The sequence below is a fragment of the Amycolatopsis thailandensis genome, assembly GCF_002234405.1.
GTDB classification, from domain to species: domain Bacteria; phylum Actinomycetota; class Actinomycetes; order Mycobacteriales; family Pseudonocardiaceae; genus Amycolatopsis; species Amycolatopsis thailandensis.
In genome coordinates, this window is record NZ_NMQT01000172.1 from 1 (window position 1) to 18,378 (window position 18,378).

18 protein-coding genes are annotated in these 18,378 nt (G+C 67.6%); 10 read left to right on the forward strand and 8 right to left on the reverse strand.

The window, feature by feature from the left end:
- The first annotated feature begins 169 nt into the window (after positions 1-169).
- Positions 170-1,150, forward strand: a complete 981-nt coding sequence (locus CFP71_RS39095; RefSeq protein ID WP_093938927.1) for a tyrosine-type recombinase/integrase — start codon at positions 170-172, stop codon at positions 1,148-1,150.
- A 1-nt stretch (position 1,151) separates the two neighbouring features.
- Here CFP71_RS39095 and CFP71_RS39100 read toward each other — a convergent pair whose 3' ends face one another.
- Positions 1,152-1,526: a hypothetical protein gene (locus CFP71_RS39100; RefSeq protein WP_425266647.1), complete on the reverse strand. Its 375-nt coding sequence runs from the start codon at positions 1,524-1,526 to the stop codon at positions 1,152-1,154.
- Between the two features lie 75 nt (positions 1,527-1,601).
- Between CFP71_RS39100 and CFP71_RS39105 the strand changes: the two genes are divergently transcribed.
- Positions 1,602-2,381 carry a glycerophosphodiester phosphodiesterase family protein gene (locus CFP71_RS39105; RefSeq protein WP_093938929.1) on the forward strand — a complete coding sequence of 260 codons (780 nt, stop codon included), beginning with the start codon at positions 1,602-1,604 and terminating at the stop codon, positions 2,379-2,381.
- 59 nt (positions 2,382-2,440) lie between these two features.
- On the opposite strand, the gene CFP71_RS39110 is transcribed toward CFP71_RS39105, so the two are convergent.
- Positions 2,441-3,115, reverse strand: coding sequence for a transglycosylase family protein (locus tag CFP71_RS39110; RefSeq protein ID WP_167406435.1), 675 nt, complete (start codon positions 3,113-3,115; stop codon positions 2,441-2,443).
- A gap of 270 nt (positions 3,116-3,385) precedes the next feature.
- Here CFP71_RS39110 and CFP71_RS39115 point away from each other — a divergent pair, with 270 nt between their 5' ends.
- The 3 genes from CFP71_RS39115 to CFP71_RS39125 all read left to right on the forward strand — a co-directional run bounded on the left by CFP71_RS39115 (position 3,386) and on the right by CFP71_RS39125 (position 6,149).
- Positions 3,386-4,786 (forward strand): MFS transporter, encoded by a 1,401-nt coding sequence (locus tag CFP71_RS39115; protein WP_093938931.1) that lies wholly within the window; start codon positions 3,386-3,388, stop codon positions 4,784-4,786.
- A 30-nt stretch (positions 4,787-4,816) separates the two neighbouring features.
- Positions 4,817-5,575 carry a thymidine kinase gene (locus CFP71_RS39120; protein WP_093938975.1) on the forward strand — a complete coding sequence of 253 codons (759 nt, stop codon included), beginning with the start codon at positions 4,817-4,819 and terminating at the stop codon, positions 5,573-5,575.
- A gap of 226 nt (positions 5,576-5,801) precedes the next feature.
- Positions 5,802-6,149, forward strand: coding sequence for an RNA polymerase-binding protein RbpA (locus CFP71_RS39125; protein ID WP_005151365.1), 348 nt, complete (start codon positions 5,802-5,804; stop codon positions 6,147-6,149).
- Positions 6,150-6,304: 155 nt separating this feature from the next.
- Here the strand turns inward: CFP71_RS39125 and dapA are convergent, their stop codons facing one another.
- Positions 6,305-7,195 (reverse strand): 4-hydroxy-tetrahydrodipicolinate synthase, encoded by an 891-nt coding sequence (dapA, locus tag CFP71_RS39130; protein WP_093938932.1) that lies wholly within the window; start codon positions 7,193-7,195, stop codon positions 6,305-6,307.
- 73 nt (positions 7,196-7,268) lie between these two features.
- Between dapA and CFP71_RS39135 the strand changes: the two genes are divergently transcribed.
- Positions 7,269-8,162: a LysR family transcriptional regulator gene (locus CFP71_RS39135; protein ID WP_093938933.1), complete on the forward strand. Its 894-nt coding sequence runs from the start codon at positions 7,269-7,271 to the stop codon at positions 8,160-8,162.
- Positions 8,163-8,484: 322 nt separating this feature from the next.
- Here CFP71_RS39135 and CFP71_RS39140 read toward each other — a convergent pair whose 3' ends face one another.
- Complete coding sequence (locus tag CFP71_RS39140; RefSeq protein WP_244199998.1) at positions 8,485-8,859, reverse strand: DUF4406 domain-containing protein; 375 nt, start codon at positions 8,857-8,859, stop codon at positions 8,485-8,487.
- A 51-nt stretch (positions 8,860-8,910) separates the two neighbouring features.
- Here CFP71_RS39140 and CFP71_RS39145 point away from each other — a divergent pair, with 51 nt between their 5' ends.
- On the forward strand, positions 8,911-9,675 hold the full coding sequence (locus tag CFP71_RS39145) for a DeoR/GlpR family DNA-binding transcription regulator (RefSeq protein ID WP_093938935.1): 765 nt from the start codon (positions 8,911-8,913) through the stop codon (positions 9,673-9,675).
- On the opposite strand, the gene CFP71_RS39150 is transcribed toward CFP71_RS39145, so the two are convergent.
- Genes CFP71_RS39150 through CFP71_RS39160 form a run of 3 tightly spaced genes read right to left on the reverse strand, consistent with a single transcriptional unit; the run spans position 9,662 to position 13,668 of the window.
- Positions 9,662-10,429 (reverse strand): polyprenol monophosphomannose synthase, encoded by a 768-nt coding sequence (locus tag CFP71_RS39150; protein WP_093938936.1) that lies wholly within the window; start codon positions 10,427-10,429, stop codon positions 9,662-9,664. The two genes, CFP71_RS39145 and CFP71_RS39150, sit on opposite strands and share 14 nt — an antisense overlap.
- Before the next feature lie 26 nt (positions 10,430-10,455).
- A complete protein-coding gene (gene lnt / locus CFP71_RS39155) occupies positions 10,456-12,048 on the reverse strand; it encodes an apolipoprotein N-acyltransferase (protein WP_093938937.1) in 1,593 nt (530 codons plus the stop codon).
- Positions 12,049-12,057: 9 nt separating this feature from the next.
- Entirely contained in the window at positions 12,058-13,668 is a 1,611-nt protein-coding gene (locus CFP71_RS39160; protein WP_093938938.1) for an amidohydrolase, read from the reverse strand.
- A 52-nt stretch (positions 13,669-13,720) separates the two neighbouring features.
- On the opposite strand from CFP71_RS39160, the gene CFP71_RS39165 reads away from it, so the two are divergent.
- Positions 13,721-15,094 carry a hypothetical protein gene (locus CFP71_RS39165; protein WP_093938939.1) on the forward strand — a complete coding sequence of 458 codons (1,374 nt, stop codon included), beginning with the start codon at positions 13,721-13,723 and terminating at the stop codon, positions 15,092-15,094.
- Positions 15,095-15,178: 84 nt separating this feature from the next.
- Complete coding sequence (locus tag CFP71_RS39170; RefSeq protein ID WP_093938940.1) at positions 15,179-16,573, forward strand: KamA family radical SAM protein; 1,395 nt, start codon at positions 15,179-15,181, stop codon at positions 16,571-16,573.
- Between the two features lie 61 nt (positions 16,574-16,634).
- Here the strand turns inward: CFP71_RS39170 and CFP71_RS39175 are convergent, their stop codons facing one another.
- The gene (locus CFP71_RS39175) at positions 16,635-16,898 is read right to left on the reverse strand and encodes a DUF6355 family natural product biosynthesis protein (protein WP_143267246.1); all 264 of its coding nucleotides are present in this window, start codon (positions 16,896-16,898) and stop codon (positions 16,635-16,637) included.
- 328 nt (positions 16,899-17,226) lie between these two features.
- On the opposite strand from CFP71_RS39175, the gene CFP71_RS39180 reads away from it, so the two are divergent.
- A complete protein-coding gene (locus CFP71_RS39180; protein WP_244199999.1) occupies positions 17,227-18,315 on the forward strand; it encodes a helix-turn-helix domain-containing protein in 1,089 nt (362 codons plus the stop codon).
- Positions 18,316-18,378 lie beyond the last annotated feature (63 nt).

An 18,378-nucleotide genomic window follows, 5' to 3' on the forward strand; every position in this document is an offset into this window, starting at 1 on the left:
GGGTCCCCATGAGACGTTTTTTGTCCCACGGGGACCCCTCATGACACACCAGGAGTGGCAAATGGACCGAGATCCCCCGCGAGGGGTTTCCGGACCCATTACTCCGTTTCATGCATAATCACTATTATGCATGAAACGGAATATAACCCAGTGTAAGACTGTCGGTGCCATGCGGTACAAGGTTCCCATGAGGGTTTCCGAGGCTCAGCAAGCCTTTTTCGCCGCACGTCGTCCCCGTAAGGATTCTCCTCACACCACCGACGCGTACCGCCGCGACCTCGCGGGCATCACCGCTCTTCTGCTCCGCGAGCAGGACCGCTCCCCTGACGAGCTCACCGTCGAGATGCTCACCGCCCAAGCGCTCCGCGACGCCTTCGGTGCGTTCGCGGACACTCACGCGAAGAGTTCTGTCCTGCGTGCTTGGTCGACCTGGAACCAGTTTCTCACTTTCTGCGTGTCCGACGGGCTGCTCGCGGGCAACCCGATGGGTGCGGTCGCCCGGCCGAAGACGCCGCCATTGACGCCGAAACCGTTGCGGGGTGAGGAAACTCCGGAGCAGTTGCTCGCGGCCGCCGCGGACGGTTCGCGCCGGACGCGGGATCCCTGGCCGGAGCGGGACGTCCTGGTCATCGCGCTCGGGCTGGTCGCCGGACTTCGTGCCGCGGAGATGCGGGCGCTGACGGCGCGATCGCTGGTCGGCCGCCAGGGCGAGATGCGCTTGCACGTCCACGGCAAGGGAAGCCGCGACCGCTCGATCCCGGTGCAGCCGATCATGGAGAAGATCATCGAGGAGTACCTGACCTCGTGCCGCCGTCGTTTTCCTCAGCAGCGGTTCGGCCCCTCCACTCCCCTCCTCCGGGATCGGGCGGGTGAGCCGATCGGTCGCGGGGCGCTGGAGTACCTGGTCAAGTCCTGTTATCGATGGGCGGGTCTGCATGACCGCGTGCCGGTCGGCGCGAACCTGCACGCGTTGCGGCACACGTTCGCGACACGGCTGGCCGAGGACGGCGCGACGGCGTCGGAGATCATGGCCCTGCTGGGGCACGCGAGCCTGGCGACCAGCCAGAACTACATCGAGGCGACGGGACGGGAGCAGCGGGCGGCGGCCGCGAGCAACCGGACGTATCGGGCGCTGGACAGGATCGTGTAGGTCAGCGGAGCTGTTCGAGGTCCTTGGCCGCCTGGGCGATCTCGCCGGCGAGGCTGCGGAGTTCGGCGATGGAGGCGCCGTCGTCGGCCGCGGTGACGACGTCTTCGGCGGCGCAGCGGAGTTGGAAGAGCCTGTCTTGCAGGGTGGCGATCTCGGTGTCGGAGAGGACGACGGCGTCTTCCGGGAGGCCGCTGCGCTGCAAGGCGGTGCGGCGTTCGTAGGCCCGCTGCCGACAGGATTGCCCACAATAGCGGCGGCGTCTGCCGACGTTGCCGCCCTGTTCGAGCCGTCGGCCGCACCATCCGCAGTGTTTGGGTGCCCCGGCGCGACGCAGCTCGGACACCTCTTCGGGGGACGTCTTCAGGTGTTCGGCCACTTCCCTCACGAAGCAGACCCTAGCTGGCCATCGGACGCTTACGCCGGGGCCACGACGGAAGTGCACACTAGTGGGGTGCCGACACTGTTTCCGTACCTCGCCGACCCGCTCCCGCGTGCCTTCGCCCACCGGGGCTGGCACCTCGGTGACCTGGAAGGACTGGAGAACTCGTTGCCCGCCTTCCAGCAGGCGGTGACGGAGGGTTATCGCTACCTCGAGACGGATGTGCACGCGACGTCGGATGGTGTGGTGGTCGTGCATCACGACTCGTCGCTGGACCGGACGACCGACGGTGCCGGATTGATCTCCCGGCAGACGTGGGCTCAGGTGAAGTCTGCGAAGGTCGGGGGCCGTGCACCGCTGTCTCGGCTGGAGGACGTCCTCGAAGAGTTGCCGGAAGCGCGGTTCAACATCGATGTGAAGTCGAACCATGCCGTGGTGCCGTTCGTACGGGCGATCGAGCGGACCGGCGCGCATGACCGGGTCGCGGCGGCGTCGTTCTCCGATGCGCGGTTGACGCGGATCAGGAAGCTGGCGGGGCCGAAGTTGGTGACGGCGATGGGGCCGCGTTCGGTGGCGGTGATGTGGGCGAACGGGTTTTTGCCGCTGGTGTCGTTGCGGTCGTTGTCGAGGGGCGCGATGGCGCAGGTGCCGGTGCGGCAGGGGCGGTTGAAGGTGGTGGACCGGGCGTTCCTGCGGCAGGCGGCGCGTGGTGGTTTCGAGGTGCACACCTGGACGGTGGACGATCCGGCGGAGATGCGGACGTTGCTGGATCTGGGGGTGCACGGGATCGTGACGGATCGGCCGGATCTGCTGCGTGAGGTGCTTCAGGAGCGGGGCGCCTGGCCGTCCTGATTTCGCGTTTAGTCCTCTGAACGCGGTATAAGCGCATTCAGAGGACTAAACGCGGGTGGTTACCGGGGTGGTTTGCCGTTCCAGGCGGCGTCCCAGGTCTTGGGGCCGAGGCGACCCGAGTCGTTGATGCCGTTGGCGCGCTGGAGGGCGAGGACGGCTTCGCGGGTCTTGTCGTAGTAGCAGCCGGTTCCGGTGAAGCCGTAGCCATAGGCATTCATCCGGAGTTGGAACTGCTTGAGCGGTGCCGCGCAGTCGCCGTAGGCGTAGACGACGCCGGGCCAGGCGGGTTTGGGTCCGCCGGGAGGTGCGGGCGGGGTGGGCTTCGGCTTGGGGGGCGGTGGCGGCGCGGGCTGTCCTCCCCCGCCGATGTAGGCGGAGTCCTCGTAGGACGGGACGCGTTTGCTGCGGGCGTCGCCATCGTTGCGGAAGCCGAGTTTGCCGGCGCATTCCCAGGGTTGCCAGCCGCGCATGCGGTAGAGGTAGAGGGCCCGGTAGTCCTGTTCGCGGGGGCTGGCTTGGTCGGGTCGTCCCTGGCCGCCGACGCTGCGCCAAGTGGGCAGGTCGAACTGGTAGGCGCCGTAGTAGCCGTTGCCGGTGTTGATGTTGTAGCGCCCGCTCGATTCACACATGCGGAGCTTGGCCCAGTGGGAGCCATGGGGATCCGCGGCGGCGGATCCGGTGGTGGCGATCTGCAAGCCCGTCACGGCGAGGGCGAGCAGGAGCGTTCTCGCCACTACGCGGTGTGCTGTGCGAAGGCGATGGGTCCTCATGAGCGGAACAGTAAATAACGGACACTTGCTTCACAAGAGTCACAGCTCGCACACCAGCCTCACATGAAACACACACGGTTCGTGGCAGCGACACGCCGACGATGGTCTGGCGGATGGACGGGAAGGGTTCGTCACGCGTCGAAACGAACACGGTCCGGACTCGTGCCGGACAGGCGGGCGTGATCACCAGTAGTCTCCCGCTGACCTCGACGTTCTCGACTTCAGGAGCAGTGCATGACGGTGGCCGTGACCCGTGAACGCAAGCGGGTGTGGCGGGCTTGGTACCTCTACGACTGGGCCAATTCGCCGTTCTATTCGTCGGTCATCACGGTGTTCGGAGCGCTCTATTTGAGTGAGATCGCGTCCGCGGATGCCAAGGCGAATTTCACCCTTAACGGGGACAGGCCGTGTACCGATTCGAGTGGAGCTTCGAGCACGTTGCAGAGCTGCGACGTCTCGTTGTTCGGGCTGCATTTCCCCGCGGGGTCTTTGTGGGGCTATCTGCTGTCGATCGCGACGGTGACGCAGGTGCTGGTGCTGCCGATCGCCGGCGCGATCGCGGACCGGAGCAGGCACAAGCGGCGGATCCTCGGCGGGTTCGCGTTCCTGGGCGCGGTGGCGTCGGCGCTGATGTTCTTCATCGCGGGGACGAACTGGGAGGTCGGCGTCTGGACGTTCATCCTGGCCAACATCGGTTACGGCGGCGCACTGGTCGTCTACTACTCGTTCCTGGTGGACATCGCGGAGCCGGACGAGCGAGACGCGGTGTCGTCGAAGGGCTGGGCGTTCGGGTATCTCGGTGGTGGTCTGGCGCTGGCGTTGCAACTGGGCTTTTTCATGGGGCATGACTTCTTCGGGGTGAGCGAAGGTCTGGCGATCCAGATCTGCTTCCTGACGTCGGGGATCTGGTGGGCGGTGTTCACGGTCCCGGCGGTGCGGGCCCTCCCCCAGACTCATGTGCCGAAGTCGGCCGAGCGTGGCCTGTCGGTGCTGACGGCCGGTTTCAAGGAGCTGAAGCAGACGATCAAGGAGGCGCGGGCGTTTCCGCTGACGCTGGCCTTCCTCGGGAGCTACCTGGTCTTCACCGACGGGATCACGACGGTGGTGGCGGTGTCGGCGCAGTACGGGAAGGACGAGCTGAAGTACAGCACCCAGGTGCTGATCGTCACGATCCTGGTGATCCAGTTCCTGGCGTATGCCGGGGCGATGATCCACGGGGCGATCGCGGCCAGGATCGGGGCGAAGAAGACGATCTTGGGCAGTTTGGTGGCTTGGGTGGTCGTGTTGTGCTTCGCGTTCTTCATCGAGGCCGGTCAGCCGTTGCAGTTCTACGCGGTGGCGGTCGGGATCGGGCTGGTGCTGGGCGGGACGAACGCGTTGTCGCGGTCGTTGTTCGGGCAGATGATCCCCGAGGGGAAGGACGCGCAGTACTTCTCGCTGTACGTGGTCGGCGAGCGGGGTACGTCGTGGCTCGGTCCCCTGTTGTTCGCGGCGGTCGGGCAGATCACCGGCTCGTTCCGGTGGGCGATCATCGCGTTGGTGATCTTCTTCGTGCTCGGTTTCGTGTTCGTGTGGCTGGTTCCGGTGCGCCGGGCGATCGAGGCCGCGGGTAACCGACCACCGGCGGTGCTGTGAGGACGGAGCGTGCCGATAGGGTCGACCGTCGTGACCGTACTGAAGGAGAGTGGCCCGGACCCCACGGACGCGTTGTCGTCGGTGCCGGTGGCGGGTTCACGGCGGGGTGTGCCGGTCGTCGGGAAGTTGAAGTTCTGTTACGGGCCGATGGACTGCGGGAAGTCGACGCTGGCGTTGCAGATCGACCACAACCACGCGCGGCAGGGTCGTCGCGGGATGGTGCTGGTGCGGCACGACCGGTCCGGTGAGCCACAGATCACCAGCCGGATCGGGTTGACGCGCAAGGCGATCGAGGTGGGGAACGAGACCGACCTGCGGTTGCTGGTGCGTGAGCAGTGGGCGGCCGGTCGGCACGTGGACTACTTGATCGTCGACGAAGCTCAGTTCTTGTCGCCCGATCAGGTGGATCAGCTGGCTGAACTGGCCGATGACGTCCAGATCGACGTGTACTGCTTCGGGATCGCGACGGATTTCCGGAGTGTGCTGTTCCCGGGGGCGGCGCGGTTGTTCGAGCTGGCGGACGAGTTGCAGCCGGTTCAGGTCGAGGTGCTGTGCTGGTGTGGGCAGACGGGACGGTTCAACGCGAGGGTGGCCGACGGTGAGGTTCTGCGGGCCGGGGACACCGTCGTGGTGGCGGATACCGAGCAGTCGCTAGTTGAAACTTCACCAGCATCACGTTCCGAGGGCGACATGAACACTGTCCGTTATCAGGTATTGTGCCGTCGACACTTTCGACTGGGCGACCTGGGGCCCTCCTCGGCCCAACACGGTCAGTTACGGTTGACGTGACAGGCGTACTACTAGCCCATCTGGGGGATATCCGCACCAAGATGGCCGTATTGACGTCACGCCAGAGCGCGAAATCACTCCTACTAGGAGAAGCTGTTGCCACCGGGTGACACAGCTCATCGTGAGCAAGGACATGGTGTTCAGGGAATCCTCTGGCCGTCTTCGTCGTTGCATAGGGTGAGCATCACCCTGGCTCCACCCGGAGCTGACTGAAAGGACCCCCATCATGGCCGACCGTGTTCTCCGTGGAAGCCGGCTGGGAGCGGTCAGCTACGAGACCGACCGCAACCACGACCTCGCCCCTCGGCGCACCGTGCGCTACGCCTGCCCCAAGAACCACGAGTTCGAGGTGCCCTTCTCCGACGACGCCGAGATCCCCTCGGTGTGGGAGTGCAGGCTGCACGGCAGCGAGTCCGAGATCGTGGACGGCGGGCAGCCGGAGCAGAAGAAGGTCAAGCCCCCGAGGACGCACTGGGACATGCTCCTGGAGCGTCGCTCGATTCCGGAGCTCGAAGATCTGCTCAACGAACGTCTCGCCGAGCTGAAGGGACGCAGGACCACCCGGTCCGCCTGACGCACGGCACAAGTAGCTAGCCCCACCACGAATCGACGAAGCCCCCGCGACCTCCCTCCGCGGGGGCTTCGTCATGTCTCGGGAATGTCAGGAAAGGGTCGTTCAGGACGTAAAACGTCAGGAAAGGCCCTTTCCTGACGTCCGGCGCGCGCAGGTCAGGCGACCGCGGCGACGGGTGCGAGGGCATCGCGAAGCCGCAGCAGATGCTCCGGCGGCGATTCGAGCAGCGGGAGCCGGACCGTCGCGTGCGGGATGACGCCGAGTTCGGTCAGCGCGGCCTTGGCCATGATCGCTCCCTGCGAAGTGCGCATGAACGCGTCCGCGAGGGGAAGCAGTGCGGCGTTGACCGCTCGTGCGGTGTCGAGGTCTCCCCCGCGCACGGCTTGGATGAGCTCGGCGTTGCGGTCGGCGAAGGCGTTGCCGACGACACTGACAAGGCCGGTGGCCCCGGCAGCGAGGTAGGGCAGGTTGAGTTCGTCGATACCGCAGTAGTACGCCAGCGGGGCGCGGGCCATGACGGACATCGCTTCGAACAGGTCGCCTTTGGCGTCCTTCACGGCCCGGATCCGGGGGTGGCGGGCGAGTTCGATCAGGGTGGCCGCTTCCATGGCCGTGCCGGTGCGGGCGGGGACGTCGTAGAGCATCACGGGCAGTTCGGTGGCGTCGGCAACCGCCAGGCAGTGCGCCACGATCCCGGCCTGGGTCGGCTTGGAGTAGTAGGGACAGACGAGCAGGAGCGCGTCGGCTCCGGCGGCTTCGGCTTCCTTGGCGCGCCGGACGCAGGCGGTGGTGTCGTAGGTGCCGACGCCGGCGATCACGCGGGCGCTGTTCCCGGCAAGGTTCGCCACGGTGCGGACGAGCCGGGCGGCTTCGGCGTCGGTGAGGGTGGGTGACTCGCCGGTGGTCCCGCCGACGACGATGCCGTCGCAGCCGGTGGTGAGCAGGTGGTCGACCAGGCCGGTGAGGCCGGGTTCGCTGAGCGCGCCGCCGGGTTCCATCGGGGTGACCATGGCGACGAGGTTGGAGCCGAAGAGCGGTTCGGTCATGCCGTTGATCTTGTCGGCGTCGATACCTGTGGTCCAGCGATGCTTTCTGGTCTTTATTGCGTAGCCTTGCTTCATGATCGAGGTCGGGGCGTTACGGGCGCTGAGGTCGGTGGCCGCACTGGGGACGTTGGCTCGGGCCGCGGATGAGCTGGGGTTCACCGCCTCCGCGGTGTCGCAGCAGATCAAGCGGCTGGAGCGTCAGATCGGGATGCCGGTGCTCGCTCCGGCGGGACGCGGAGTCGTGCTGACCCCGGCAGGGCAGGCCGTCGTCGACTCCTCGCTGGAGGTGTTCCAGGCACTCGAGCGTTGCGCCGATGCGGCTCAGTCGGTCGCGGAGGGTGCGCCTCGTGGTGTCTTGCGGGTAGCGGCGTTCTCGACGGGTATCCGCGGGCTGCTCGCCCCTGTCCACCCTCGGTTGCTGAAGCGCTATCCCGATCTTCGCCTGCACATCAGCGAGCAGGACCCTGATCAGGCGCTGCACAGCGTCGATGCCGGAACCGCCGACCTCGCCCTCCTACACGACGCCGATGGCCTGCCGGCCCCGCTGTCGCCTGCCCTGTCCCGGCGGCTGGTGCACACCGACCTCGGCGACGTCGTCATGGCCGAGACTCATCCGCTGGCGCGGGTCGAGGCGCCACTGGGCGAGGCGGATCTGGCCGGGCACGCGTGGGTGACCAGTCCGCCGGGCACGGTCTGCCATCAGTGGTTCCGGCGGTTGTTCGCCGGTTCGCCCGAGGAGCCCGACGTACGGCATCTGGTGGACGACTTCTCCACGCAGCTGTCTCTGGTCGCCTCGGGCGAAGTGCTCGCGCTGATCCCGCGGCTGGCGCGCCCGCCGTTGACCGAAGGCCTCGTCGTCCGGCCGCTGCGGCGCCCGCCGACGCGCGAGGTGCACGCGGCGTGGCGCCGCAGCGCCGAGGCCAGTCCGGCGATCAAGGCGGTGCTGGCGGAACTTCAGGCGGCTTGAGCGGTGACTCGACCGATAGGGCCCTGGTCAGGTCGGACCAGCGTCCGCGCTGCCCTGAGGGCAGGGTTCGGACTGGCCGGCGGGCCGGTCGCGGCCAGAGAGTCCACATGGGACACCTAGCGGCAATTCAGCGTCCGATTCATGCCCGCATGGGCTGTTCTGCGCGGGGTCGTGAGTGACAAGGAGGGTTCTAACCATCTTTGCCACTCACGACCCCTTCACAAAGCCACGCAAAGTCCCCAAAACGGGCGTTCCAGCCGAAGTCGCGACCTGCTCCCGCAGGCCAGTTCAGCCGGACCGCGAAAGCCGCGCCGGCCACGAACTACGCGGCTAGATACCCGGGGATGTCCTCGACGCGGTGATAGACCGCCAGGCCGCGGGACAGTGCGATGGCGACGTCCTGGTCGGCACCGGCGGACTCCCCCGGCAGGCGCAGGACGGCGTCGCAGTGGTGCAGCAGCCGGTCGGCCGTCGGGTACATGACGTCCTTCGCGATCGGGTCGGCCACGGTCTTCCCGCCCGCGCCGCGCAGCACCGGGAGTGCGACCCATTCGCCGATCATCGGCACGTGTCCGCTGCGGAAGATCGGCCAGGCGGCCTCTTCGAGCCGGGCGAGGTTGCGGGCGAGCAGTTCGGGGTCGTCGCCGGTGCCGGAGCGGAACGGGCCGGCGATGAGGATCATCAGAGGTTTGCTCATGCACCGGAGCCTAATGTGCAACAATCGGCAGGAACAAGGAGGAATGTGCATATGTTGGCTGCGCAACGACGAGACCTGCTGATCGAACGCTTGAAGACCGAAGGCCGGATCGTGGCCAAGGATCTCGCCGCCGAACTCGGCGTTTCAGAGGACAGTATTCGCCGTGACCTGCGAGAACTCGCGGACGCCGGACTCTGTCAGCGGGTTTACGGCGGCGCTCTGCCAGTCTCCCCCGCCACCGCGGACTACGCGACGCGGATGGCGGTCAGCGTCGCGGGCAAGGAACGCATCGCGAAACGTGCAGCAGCGTTGATCCCGCTCGGATCGACCAGCATCCTCGACGGCGGCACGACCGCACTCGCGCTGGCGAAGGCGCTCCCCGTCGACCTCGAAGCGACGATCGTCACGCACAGCCCCACCGTCGCGGCCGCGCTCGTCACGCATCCGAAGGTCGAAGTCTTCCTGATCGGCGGACGGCTCTTCAAACACTCCGCCGTCACCTGCGGAGCGGCCGCGGCCGAGGCGGCGGACGGGATCAACGCCGACCTGTTCTTCCTCGGCGTCACCGGCGTGCATCCCGAGACGGGCCTCACCACCGGCGACTCGGACGAGGCCGCGATGAAACGCACCCTCGCCAAACGCGCCGCCGACACCTACGTGCTGGCCAGTTCGGAGAAGATCGGCGCGGCCTCGCCGTTCACCGTGCTCCCGCTGTCCGACGTCGCGGGTGTGATCACCGACGCGGCGCCGGACGAACCGACGGTGAAGGAACTGGGGAAGCTCGGCGTGAGCGTGCTGGGGGTCAGTCCTTCTTGACCAGGCCGCGAAGCTGCTGCCAGCGACGCTTGACCCCCCACATGCCGACCAGGACGATCGCCTCGCGCACGACCGAACCACTCATCTTCGACTGACCGACCTCACGTTCGGTGAAGGTGATCGGCACCTCGACCACGTCGAAGCCGGCGAGCGCGGTGCGGAACGCCAGGTCGATCTGGAAGCAGTAGCCGCGCGAGGCGATCTCGTCGAGCGGGAGCTTCTCCAGCACCGTGCGACGGTACGCGCGGAAGCCCGCGGTGATGTCGTTGATCTTCGTGCCGAGCGCGACCCTCGCGTAGAAGTTCGCCACCCACGACAGCGCCTTGCGCTGGAACGGCCAGTTCACCGTGCTGCCGCCCGGAACGTAGCGGGAGCCGATGGACAGGTCCGCGTCCTCGAGGGCCGCCAGGACCCGGGGAAGATCCTCCGGCGCGTGCGAGCCGTCGGCGTCCATCTCGACGATGGTCGCGTAGTCACGGGCGAGGCCCCAGCGGAACCCCGCGACGTACGCGGCACCCAAGCCGGCCTTCTCGGTCCGGTGCATGACCTGGATCCGCTCGTCGGCCTTCGCGAGCTCGTCGGCGACGTCACCGGTCCCGTCGGGGCTGCCGTCGTCGACGACGAGAGCGTTCACGTCCGGGAGAGCCTTGAGCAGACGTTCCAGGATCGGGCCGATGTTGTCCCGCTCGTTGTACGTCGGGACCACCACCAGTACCGGGTCGATTCCCTGGGCCCCCCGTGGCGCCTGCGCCATCCGCTTTTCCTCCGTGTTCCGGCGGGTCAGCCCGCCGCTTCCCTCGTTGCCTTGGCGGCGCTCGCGCGCCGGGTGCGGAAACGGATCACGTACCCGCCGGTAACCCCGGCGATCGCCAGGGCCAGCAGCCCGTACTCCGTAGTTACACCGAGTAGATCCGACAGCGTAGTCTGCTGCCTCAGCGGTACGCGCCCCACCAGGGAGTCTGCGGTGAACAGGCTGGTGGAGGCCGTGATCGAACCGTCAGGGGCGACGATCGCGCTGACTCCGCTGGTGGCCGAGACGACCACGGACCGGCCATGCTCGACCGCTCGCAGCCGCGACATCGCCAGCTGCTGGTAGCTCATCTCCCCCGGGCCGTACCAAGCGTTGTTGGTCGGCACGACGAGCAGTTCCGCGCCGTCGGCGACCGATTCGCGGGCCGGGTAGTCGAACGCGGTCTCGTAGCAGATGAAGATGCCGACCTTGGTCCCCGCGACCGAGAGCGCGGCGTTGGCGCCGTCGCCCGGCGTCATGTTCGCGACGCTGTCGACGAACGGTGTGACCAGCTTCGCGATTTCACGGGCGGGCACGTACTCCCCGAACGGGACGAGCTGCTGTTTGGCGTAGCGCTGGCCCGGTCCGGTGACCGGATCCCAGACGAGCGCGGAGTTCTGCGCCGTACCGTCGGGCAGCCGGACCAGCGCGCCGATGATCGCCTGCTTGCCGAAGTCGCGGACCATCTGGTCGACGCCGGCGTCCCCGGTGCGCATGGCCATCGCGGTCTCCGGCCAGATCAGCAGGTCGATCTTGGTGTTGTCCGCCTTGAGCTTTTGGAGGAGCCGGGCGCTTTCGGCGAGGTGGTTGTTCCGGAGCTCGTCTCGGCGGCCTTCCAGCGCCAGGCCGATGTCGGGGGCGTTGCCCTGCACCGTGGCGACGGTGAGTTCGCCGTCTTGCGCCTCGGTTCCGATCGTCGGCCACACGGCGAGCCCGGCCACCACCGGCACCAGCGTCAGCACCGACGCGGCCACCAGGGAACGTCGCGGGTCGGTGCCCTTGAGCCGCAGGCAGAGCGCCGCGATCCCGAACCCGGTCAGCACGACGGCGAGACCGACGAGCGGAGCGCCACCGATCGAAGCCAGCGAGACGAAAGCGCCCTCGGGCTGGCTGAACGCCACGCGGCCCCACGGGAAACCGCCGAACGGGAACCAGGCCCGCGGTGTCTCCAGGGCGATGATCACCAGTGCCGCCCACAGCGGTCCCAGCGGAAGCCTCCAGACCACGGTGGTGAAAGCACCGCCGAACCCGAGGTACACCGACAGCGCTATCGCCAGCCCGAGCCACGGCCACGGCCCGAAATCCGGCCCGAGGAAGTCCAGCAGCCAGGTCAGCAGGGGCAGGAAGAACCCCATCCCGAACACGAACGCGTAGCCGAACGCGCCCCGGAATCTGCGCCCGTGCACCACCAGCGCGAAGCCGGTGAACGCCAGCGGCGCGAGCCACCACAGCGGCCGCGGCGCGAAACTCAGGTACAGGGTGAAACCCGACGCCGCGGCGACGAGGAAACGCAGGAGCCAGGCGCGGGAGAACCGCTTCCGGGGCGCTGCTTCGGGGTCCGGGTTCGTCACGGTCGAGGACACTCCTGAACCCTAGGCCGTCCGGGTGAACACATCGTGGATGACCTGCCCGTCGCGGACCGTGCGAAGGCAGCGGGGCAGTGTCGCCCCTTCGGCCAGGTTCGGCAGCGGCGGCACGCCCGCGCGTGGGTCGGTAGACCAGCGCTGAACCCGTGAGTCCGGGGTCGCGACGACCAGGTCCGTCGCGTCCCAGATCGCGTAATGCGCGGGAGCCCCCGGGACCAGGCTGCCGGTGACGCCGTCGTTGACCCCGGCGGCACGGTGACCGGCACGGGTGTGGGCGGTGAAGGACGCGCGAGCGGACAGTCCCGATCCGGGCGTGCGGTGGTAGGTACCGGCGCGGACCGTGGCCCACGGGTCGACCGGGGTGACGGGAGCGTCGGAGCCGAAGGCGAGCAGGAGCCCTTCGGAGGCCATGGCGGCGAAGGGATTGAGCTTCGGAGCCCGATCGGTGCCGAGGCGGTCGACGTACATGCCGTGCGGGCCGCCCCATTCCGCGTCGAACTGCGGCTGGACCGACGCGACCACGCCCCAGCCCGCGAGTTCCCGAGCCTGCTCGGTGTCGATCATCTCGACGTGTTCGAGCCGGTGGTGCCGGGCGGCAAGCGCCCGCCTGCCGACAGTCTTCTCCGCGAGCCGGAATCCTTCGACGACCTCGGCGACGGCGGCATCGCCGATGACGTGGAAACCGGCCTGGAGCTCGGCTTCGGTGCAGGCGCTGATGTGCTCGGCGATCGCGGGGGCGTCGAGGTAAAGCGTCCCGGAGGTGCCGTGGGCGTCCGCGTACGGCTCGTGCAGCGCGGCGGTTCGGGAGCCGAGCGCGCCGTCGACGAACAGGTCACCCGCCACCCCCCTGGCGCCCAGCGCGCGGGCGGTGTCGACGCCGCCGCGTTCACCCCAGTAGCCGACGACCTCCGGGAGCCCCGGTTCCGTGGCGAGTGCGAGCAGGTCGGTGAGGTCTTCGGTGCCGGAGATGTCGGGGCCCGCGCATTCGTGGACGCTGACGACTCCGCGTGCGGCGGCTTCGGCGAGAAACGCGCGCTGGGCCTCGCGCCGCTGCCGCGGGGTGATCGCCTCACGCATCGCGGCACGGACGCGGTGGTGCGCGTCGCGGGTCAACGGCCCGTCGGGCGACCAGCCCGGCTCGTCGTGCACCCCGGCGGCGAGTGCGACCAGGGCGCTGGAGACGAGCGCGGAATGCACGTCGACCCGGCTCAGGTACACCGGAGTCCCGTTCGCGACCTCGTCGATCTCCGCGCGGCTGGGCAGTCTGGCGTCGGTCCAGCGTGACTCGTCCCAGCCGTGCGCGACCAGCACCTGGCCGGGCCGGGTCGCGTCACGGACCGCGGCGAGCAGTTCACTGGCGCTGCGGATGTTCGCGAGGTTGAGCCCGGTGAGGTGCAGACCGGTCGCGGTGGCGTGGACATGCGCGTCGACGAAGGCAGGGGCGACGAAGGCGCCGTCGAGGGCGATCACCTCGGCGTCGGGATGCAGTGCTTTGGCCGGGCCGTCCTGGCCCACCCAGACGACGGTGCCGTCCGTGATCGCCATGGCGGTGGCGTCGGGGGCCGAAGGGCTGTAGATGCGCCCGCCGAGCAGGAGCGTGGTTCGCGCGTTGGTCACCCTTCCGAGTTTGCAGCGTGCGGATGATCACGACGTGATTAGGGTCGATGAAATGAGCTGGGGAGCTGATCGATCCGTCGTCGGGACCACCTTGTCGGCTGCCTTGGGGCTCGGGGCGGTGGTCGCTTTCACCGCCGTTCGCGACACCTCGATCCTGCGGCCGCTGATCGCGCTGGCCGCACCGCGAGCCTGGCCTGCCGATCTGGTGGCGGTCTCCTTGGTGCCGCTGGTCGCGGTGCTCGCCGCGGTGTTCTTGACGCGATGGTGGCCGTGGCTGCTGGTGGCGGGTGTCGTGCTGTCCCTGCCGACCGCACTCGTGCATCTGTTCCCGGACCTGGGTGCGCATCCGTCGCTGTCGATCATCGCGCCGGCCGGGCCACCGGTGGTGCTGCTGGCCGTGCTCGCCGCCGCGCAGGAACTCTGGCGGCGAGGCGCTCGCACAGCAGGACTCGTGCTGATCGGGCTCACGGTCGGGGCGCAGTTGTTCGCCGCGAGCCTGGCGGGCGCGTCGTGGCTGATGCTCGCGACAGGTGGTCTGGCCTGGCATTTGATCCTCACCGCGTTGAGCGTTGCCGGAGCGGTGCTCGCCGTCGTCACTCGTGGTGTTCGTGCGCGGGATCCGGAATGGCCGGAGTCGCGTCCGCTGAAGCCCCGGTTCGCGGCCGCCGCGATCATGGCGGTCCTGCTGCCCATGGCGTTGCAGGCGGTGGACGTGGTGAAGATCAGCGAGGTCCTCGACCTGCCGGTCGAATCGATCGGCAGGCATCCGGACGTCGTCGTGGCCATCGGTGGGCTGATCGTGCTCGTCGGCGGGGTCATCGCGTGCGCGATCGCCGGTTCGCGGGCGTTCTTCGCCGCCGCGACGTCGGCGAGCGTGCAGGTCGGCGCGATGGCGCCGCTCTTACTGGCGGTGTACTCGGTGGCGTTCCAGCCGGTGCTGAGCTGGCTGGCGGCCGTGGCGGGTGTCGCCGCCGGCTGTGTGGTGGGAGTGTCACGCCGGCGGGTGCAGTTCGCGGTCGGCGGGGCCGTGGTGTCCGCGCTCGTGCTGTTCATCCTGGATCTGGGGACCGGCGGGGTGCCGGAGAAGCTGATCGACCACAACGCGGTGATTCCCGGCGCGCTGCTGCTGGCGTTGCTGTGTGCCACCGTCGTCGCGGCGATCATCACGACCGGTCCTCGTCTCGCCGAGGACGGTGTCGTCGTGCCCGTGCTCGGACCGTTGGCTTCGGTGCTGGTGTTCGGCGGCGCCGGGGTGATGACCGCGGTCGGCGTCCGTGGGCAAAACGCGTCACCGACCCGGCTCGAAGCGGTTCATCACCTCGGCTATTCGGCCGGCCTGCTCCTCCTCGCCGCCGCGCTGATCGCCGGAATCGCTGCCCTCGAACATCTTCGAGCCCGTTCGAACCAGGGGGCAGTGTCCGCCTGACACTCCGGGCAAGACAGGAATATTTACGTCGTCCGAACGATGTGACAGGATATTTTCACGCGTTTCCGACGACGAGGAGTACAAGTGACTGCGATCCAGGAACCGACCTCGCCGGTGGCCGCCTACGATCAGCCCTACGACTACACCCGAGTCGAACTGATCGAACCCGACTGGCGCCGCTTCCCCGGCTGGCACGACGTGACCGAGGCACAGTGGCGCGACGCGCAGTGGCAGCGGGTGCACTGCATCCGCAACGCCAAGCAACTGCGCGCCCTGATGGGCGACCAGCTCGAGGAGCGCTTCTACGAGGACATGCTCGCCGACCAGCGCGAGATGGCCACGATGTCGATGCTGCTGCCGCCGCAGATGATCAACACGATGGCGCCCAACGCGGGCACCGACCCGGCGAAGGTGACCGAGGCCTGGTACGCCGACCCCATCCGCCGCTACATGCTCCCGGTGCGCAGCGATCGCGACACCGAATGGCCGAGCCACCCGCACTCCGAGCGGGACTCACTGCACGAGGCCGAGATGTGGGTAGTGGAGGGGCTGACCCACCGCTACCCCACCAAGGTCCTCGCCGAGATGATCTCCACCTGTCCTCAGTACTGCGGGCACTGCACGCGGATGGACCTGGTCGGCAACTCCACCGAGCAGATCGAGAAGCACAAGCTCTCGCTGAAGCCGGTCGACCGCCAGGACGCGATGATCGAGTACCTGAAGAAGACCCCCGGCGTACGTGACGTCGTGGTCTCCGGCGGCGACGTCGCCAACGTGCCGTGGCCGCAGCTGGAGTCGTTCCTGATGCGGCTGATGGACATCGACACCGTCCGCGACATCCGGCTCGCCACCAAGGCGCTCGCCGCCCTGCCGCAGCACTGGATCCAGCCGAAGGTCGTCGAAGGCCTCGAACGCGTCGCCGGCACCGCCCAGCGCCGCGGCATCAACCTCGCCATCCACACCCACGTCAACCACGCCCAGTCGGTCACCCCGCTGGTCGCCGAAGCCGCCCGGACCGCGCTCGACGTCGGCGTCCGTGACGTGCGGAACCAGGGCGTGCTGATGAAGGGCGTCAACGCGACCCCGGCGGACCTGCTGGACCTCTGCTTCGCGCTGCAAGGCGAAGCGAACATCCTGCCGTACTACTTCTACATGTGCGACATGATCCCGAACGCCGAGCACTGGCGCGTTTCCGTGCACGAGGCACAGGAACTGCAGCACGCGATCATGGGCTACCTGCCCGGCTACGCCACCCCGCGCATCGTCTGCGACGTCCCGTACGTCGGGAAGCGGTGGGTGCACCAGCTCCACGAATACGACCGCGAGCTCGGAATCTCGTACTGGACGAAGAACTACCGCACCGGGATCGAGCACGAGGACCCAGAAGCCTTGCAGCGTCGCTACCCGTACTACGACCCGATCTCGACGCTGCCCGAGGCCGGGCAGCGGTGGTGGCGCGACCAGCCCCCGATGGCCTGACCGGCCAGCTCGCCGAACGGCCGGGAGTGGCCCGGCGGATCTCCGGGCCACTCCCGCTCACTCAGCAGACGTGGTCGTACCAGGCGTTGTTCACCTCTCCCGCGCCACCGATGTCGGTGATTCCGCGATTGGGGATGTGCTTCCACCCGTCGGTGGTCCTCGTGTAGTCGATCCAGATCCAGATGCAGCTGTCCGCGCAATGGTTGTAGTAGGCGGTGACAGCGGTTTTGTAGAACCCGCACACCTCCATGGACGCGGGTTTCGCGGCGTAGGCCGTCGATGTCTCCGCCGGCGCGGCGATGGCGGCCGTTCCGGCGAGGGTCATTCCCGCCACCACTGACGCGGCGACCGTGGAAGCTTTCAGGAAGCGCATTTCTCTGTCCGATCTTCTGGCGATGGATGATTTCTGACCACAACTCGCGACAGCTCCCCGCCGAGCGCGAAAAAGAATCGAATTTCCCCTTTTCGGCAGGTCTGCGCGTTCTCAGCCTAAAAGTGACACAGTGTTCGCGGATTGGAAAAATGTCATATTTCGGCAGAGCTGAAGTGCGCGTCCATCGATCGGATCAACGTTCGACCCATTGGGTGACGGTCTGCCGCTTCGGCTTCGAAATAGAGCTCCGAGTTCGGATTTCGTAGTCGGAAGGTGCAACGTGACGGGAACATTCACTGGCAACGAATCTGCCGACGACCGGTCACAAAGTGCATCGCACACGGAGAGTCAAGTCTGGCGTCTTTTCGAGTCATGGTCGGGCCGGAAACTCGTCCGGAGGCTGACCCGCGTGCCATGCTGCGATCCGGTGATATCGATCTTCGGCATCGACGGCGACAGGGAGACCGTGGTGCAGGACAACGAAAAGTTCGAGTCCGGCGGTCAGTTGTGGCGAACGCGACGGCCCGACCGGCGGCTGGTCCGCTGGGTCAATTTCTATCTCGCCTATCAGCGAACCGCCGGTGTCGCGATGGTTCGTACGGTGGCCGCGCTGAATTCGATAGTGGTGATCATCGACTTGGCGCCCGCGATCCAGCGTTCACTGCTGGGCTCGCCGTTGGCGATGGTGTCACCGGTTGCAGGTATGACCGGCGAGCCGATCGCCTACGAGAGATTGGAAAGGGAAGAAGGGGTCATCCTGGAGCTGACGCCGCTGGGTGCGCGGGCACTGTTCGGCATGCCGCTGCGTGAACTCGGAACCGCGAGAGCGGGAATGGCCGATTTACTCGGCGCCGGTGCACGGCGACTCACAGAGCAACTGTGGGAAGCGGAAAGCCTCGACCATCGATTCCGCATTCTCGACCGTTGGCTTGCCGAGAGACTCTTGGACGGACCGAGTCTTTCGAGGGCACTTGAGGGAAGCTGGCGGGCGCTGACCAGCTCGGCGGGCAGCGTCAGAATCGCCGAACTGGCCGACCGTGCGGGGGTGAGCCGGCAGCACCTGACCACCACCTTCCACCGTGAGATCGGGCTGCCGCCGAAGACAGTCGCACGGGTGGCGCGCTGCCACTGGGCGATCAGGCTCATCACCGGCAGGAACCCACCCGCGTTGTCCACGGTGGCGGAACTGTGCGGCTACACCGATCAGGCACACTTGAACAGGGACTTCCGCCTTTTGGTCGGCTCCACCCCGACCGGCCTCCTTGGTTCCGGTGCTACCCACACCGACCTCTTCCTGGGCAGTGAGATCGCGCTGCGCCCCCGGCAGCGCACCAGAACGCCGCTGGAATCAGGTCTACCGCTCTCCTGAACACCCTTCGACGATCGGGTGGTGGTCTGTGAGGCGGCGCGCCAAGACCGGAGGTGCCGGGCG

What these genes read in the sequence shown, in the direction of transcription:
- CFP71_RS39095 (WP_093938927.1), top strand. Translation starts at nt 170, where the DNA reads ATGCGGTACAAGGTTCCCATGAGGGTTTCCGAGGCTCAGCAAGCCTTT.
- CFP71_RS39115 (WP_093938931.1), top strand. Translation starts at nt 3,386, where the DNA reads ATGACGGTGGCCGTGACCCGTGAACGCAAGCGGGTGTGGCGGGCTTGG.
- CFP71_RS39125 (WP_005151365.1), top strand. Translation starts at nt 5,802, where the DNA reads ATGGCCGACCGTGTTCTCCGTGGAAGCCGGCTGGGAGCGGTCAGCTAC.
- dapA (WP_093938932.1), bottom strand. Translation starts at nt 7,195, where the DNA reads ATGACCGAACCGCTCTTCGGCTCCAACCTCGTCGCCATGGTCACCCCG.
- CFP71_RS39135 (WP_093938933.1), top strand. Translation starts at nt 7,269, where the DNA reads ATGATCGAGGTCGGGGCGTTACGGGCGCTGAGGTCGGTGGCCGCACTG.
- CFP71_RS39140 (WP_244199998.1), bottom strand. Translation starts at nt 8,859, where the DNA reads ATGAGCAAACCTCTGATGATCCTCATCGCCGGCCCGTTCCGCTCCGGC.
- CFP71_RS39145 (WP_093938935.1), top strand. Translation starts at nt 8,911, where the DNA reads ATGTTGGCTGCGCAACGACGAGACCTGCTGATCGAACGCTTGAAGACC.
- CFP71_RS39150 (WP_093938936.1), bottom strand. Translation starts at nt 10,429, where the DNA reads ATGGCGCAGGCGCCACGGGGGGCCCAGGGAATCGACCCGGTACTGGTG.
- CFP71_RS39165 (WP_093938939.1), top strand. Translation starts at nt 13,721, where the DNA reads ATGAGCTGGGGAGCTGATCGATCCGTCGTCGGGACCACCTTGTCGGCT.
- CFP71_RS39175 (WP_143267246.1), bottom strand. Translation starts at nt 16,898, where the DNA reads ATGACCCTCGCCGGAACGGCCGCCATCGCCGCGCCGGCGGAGACATCG.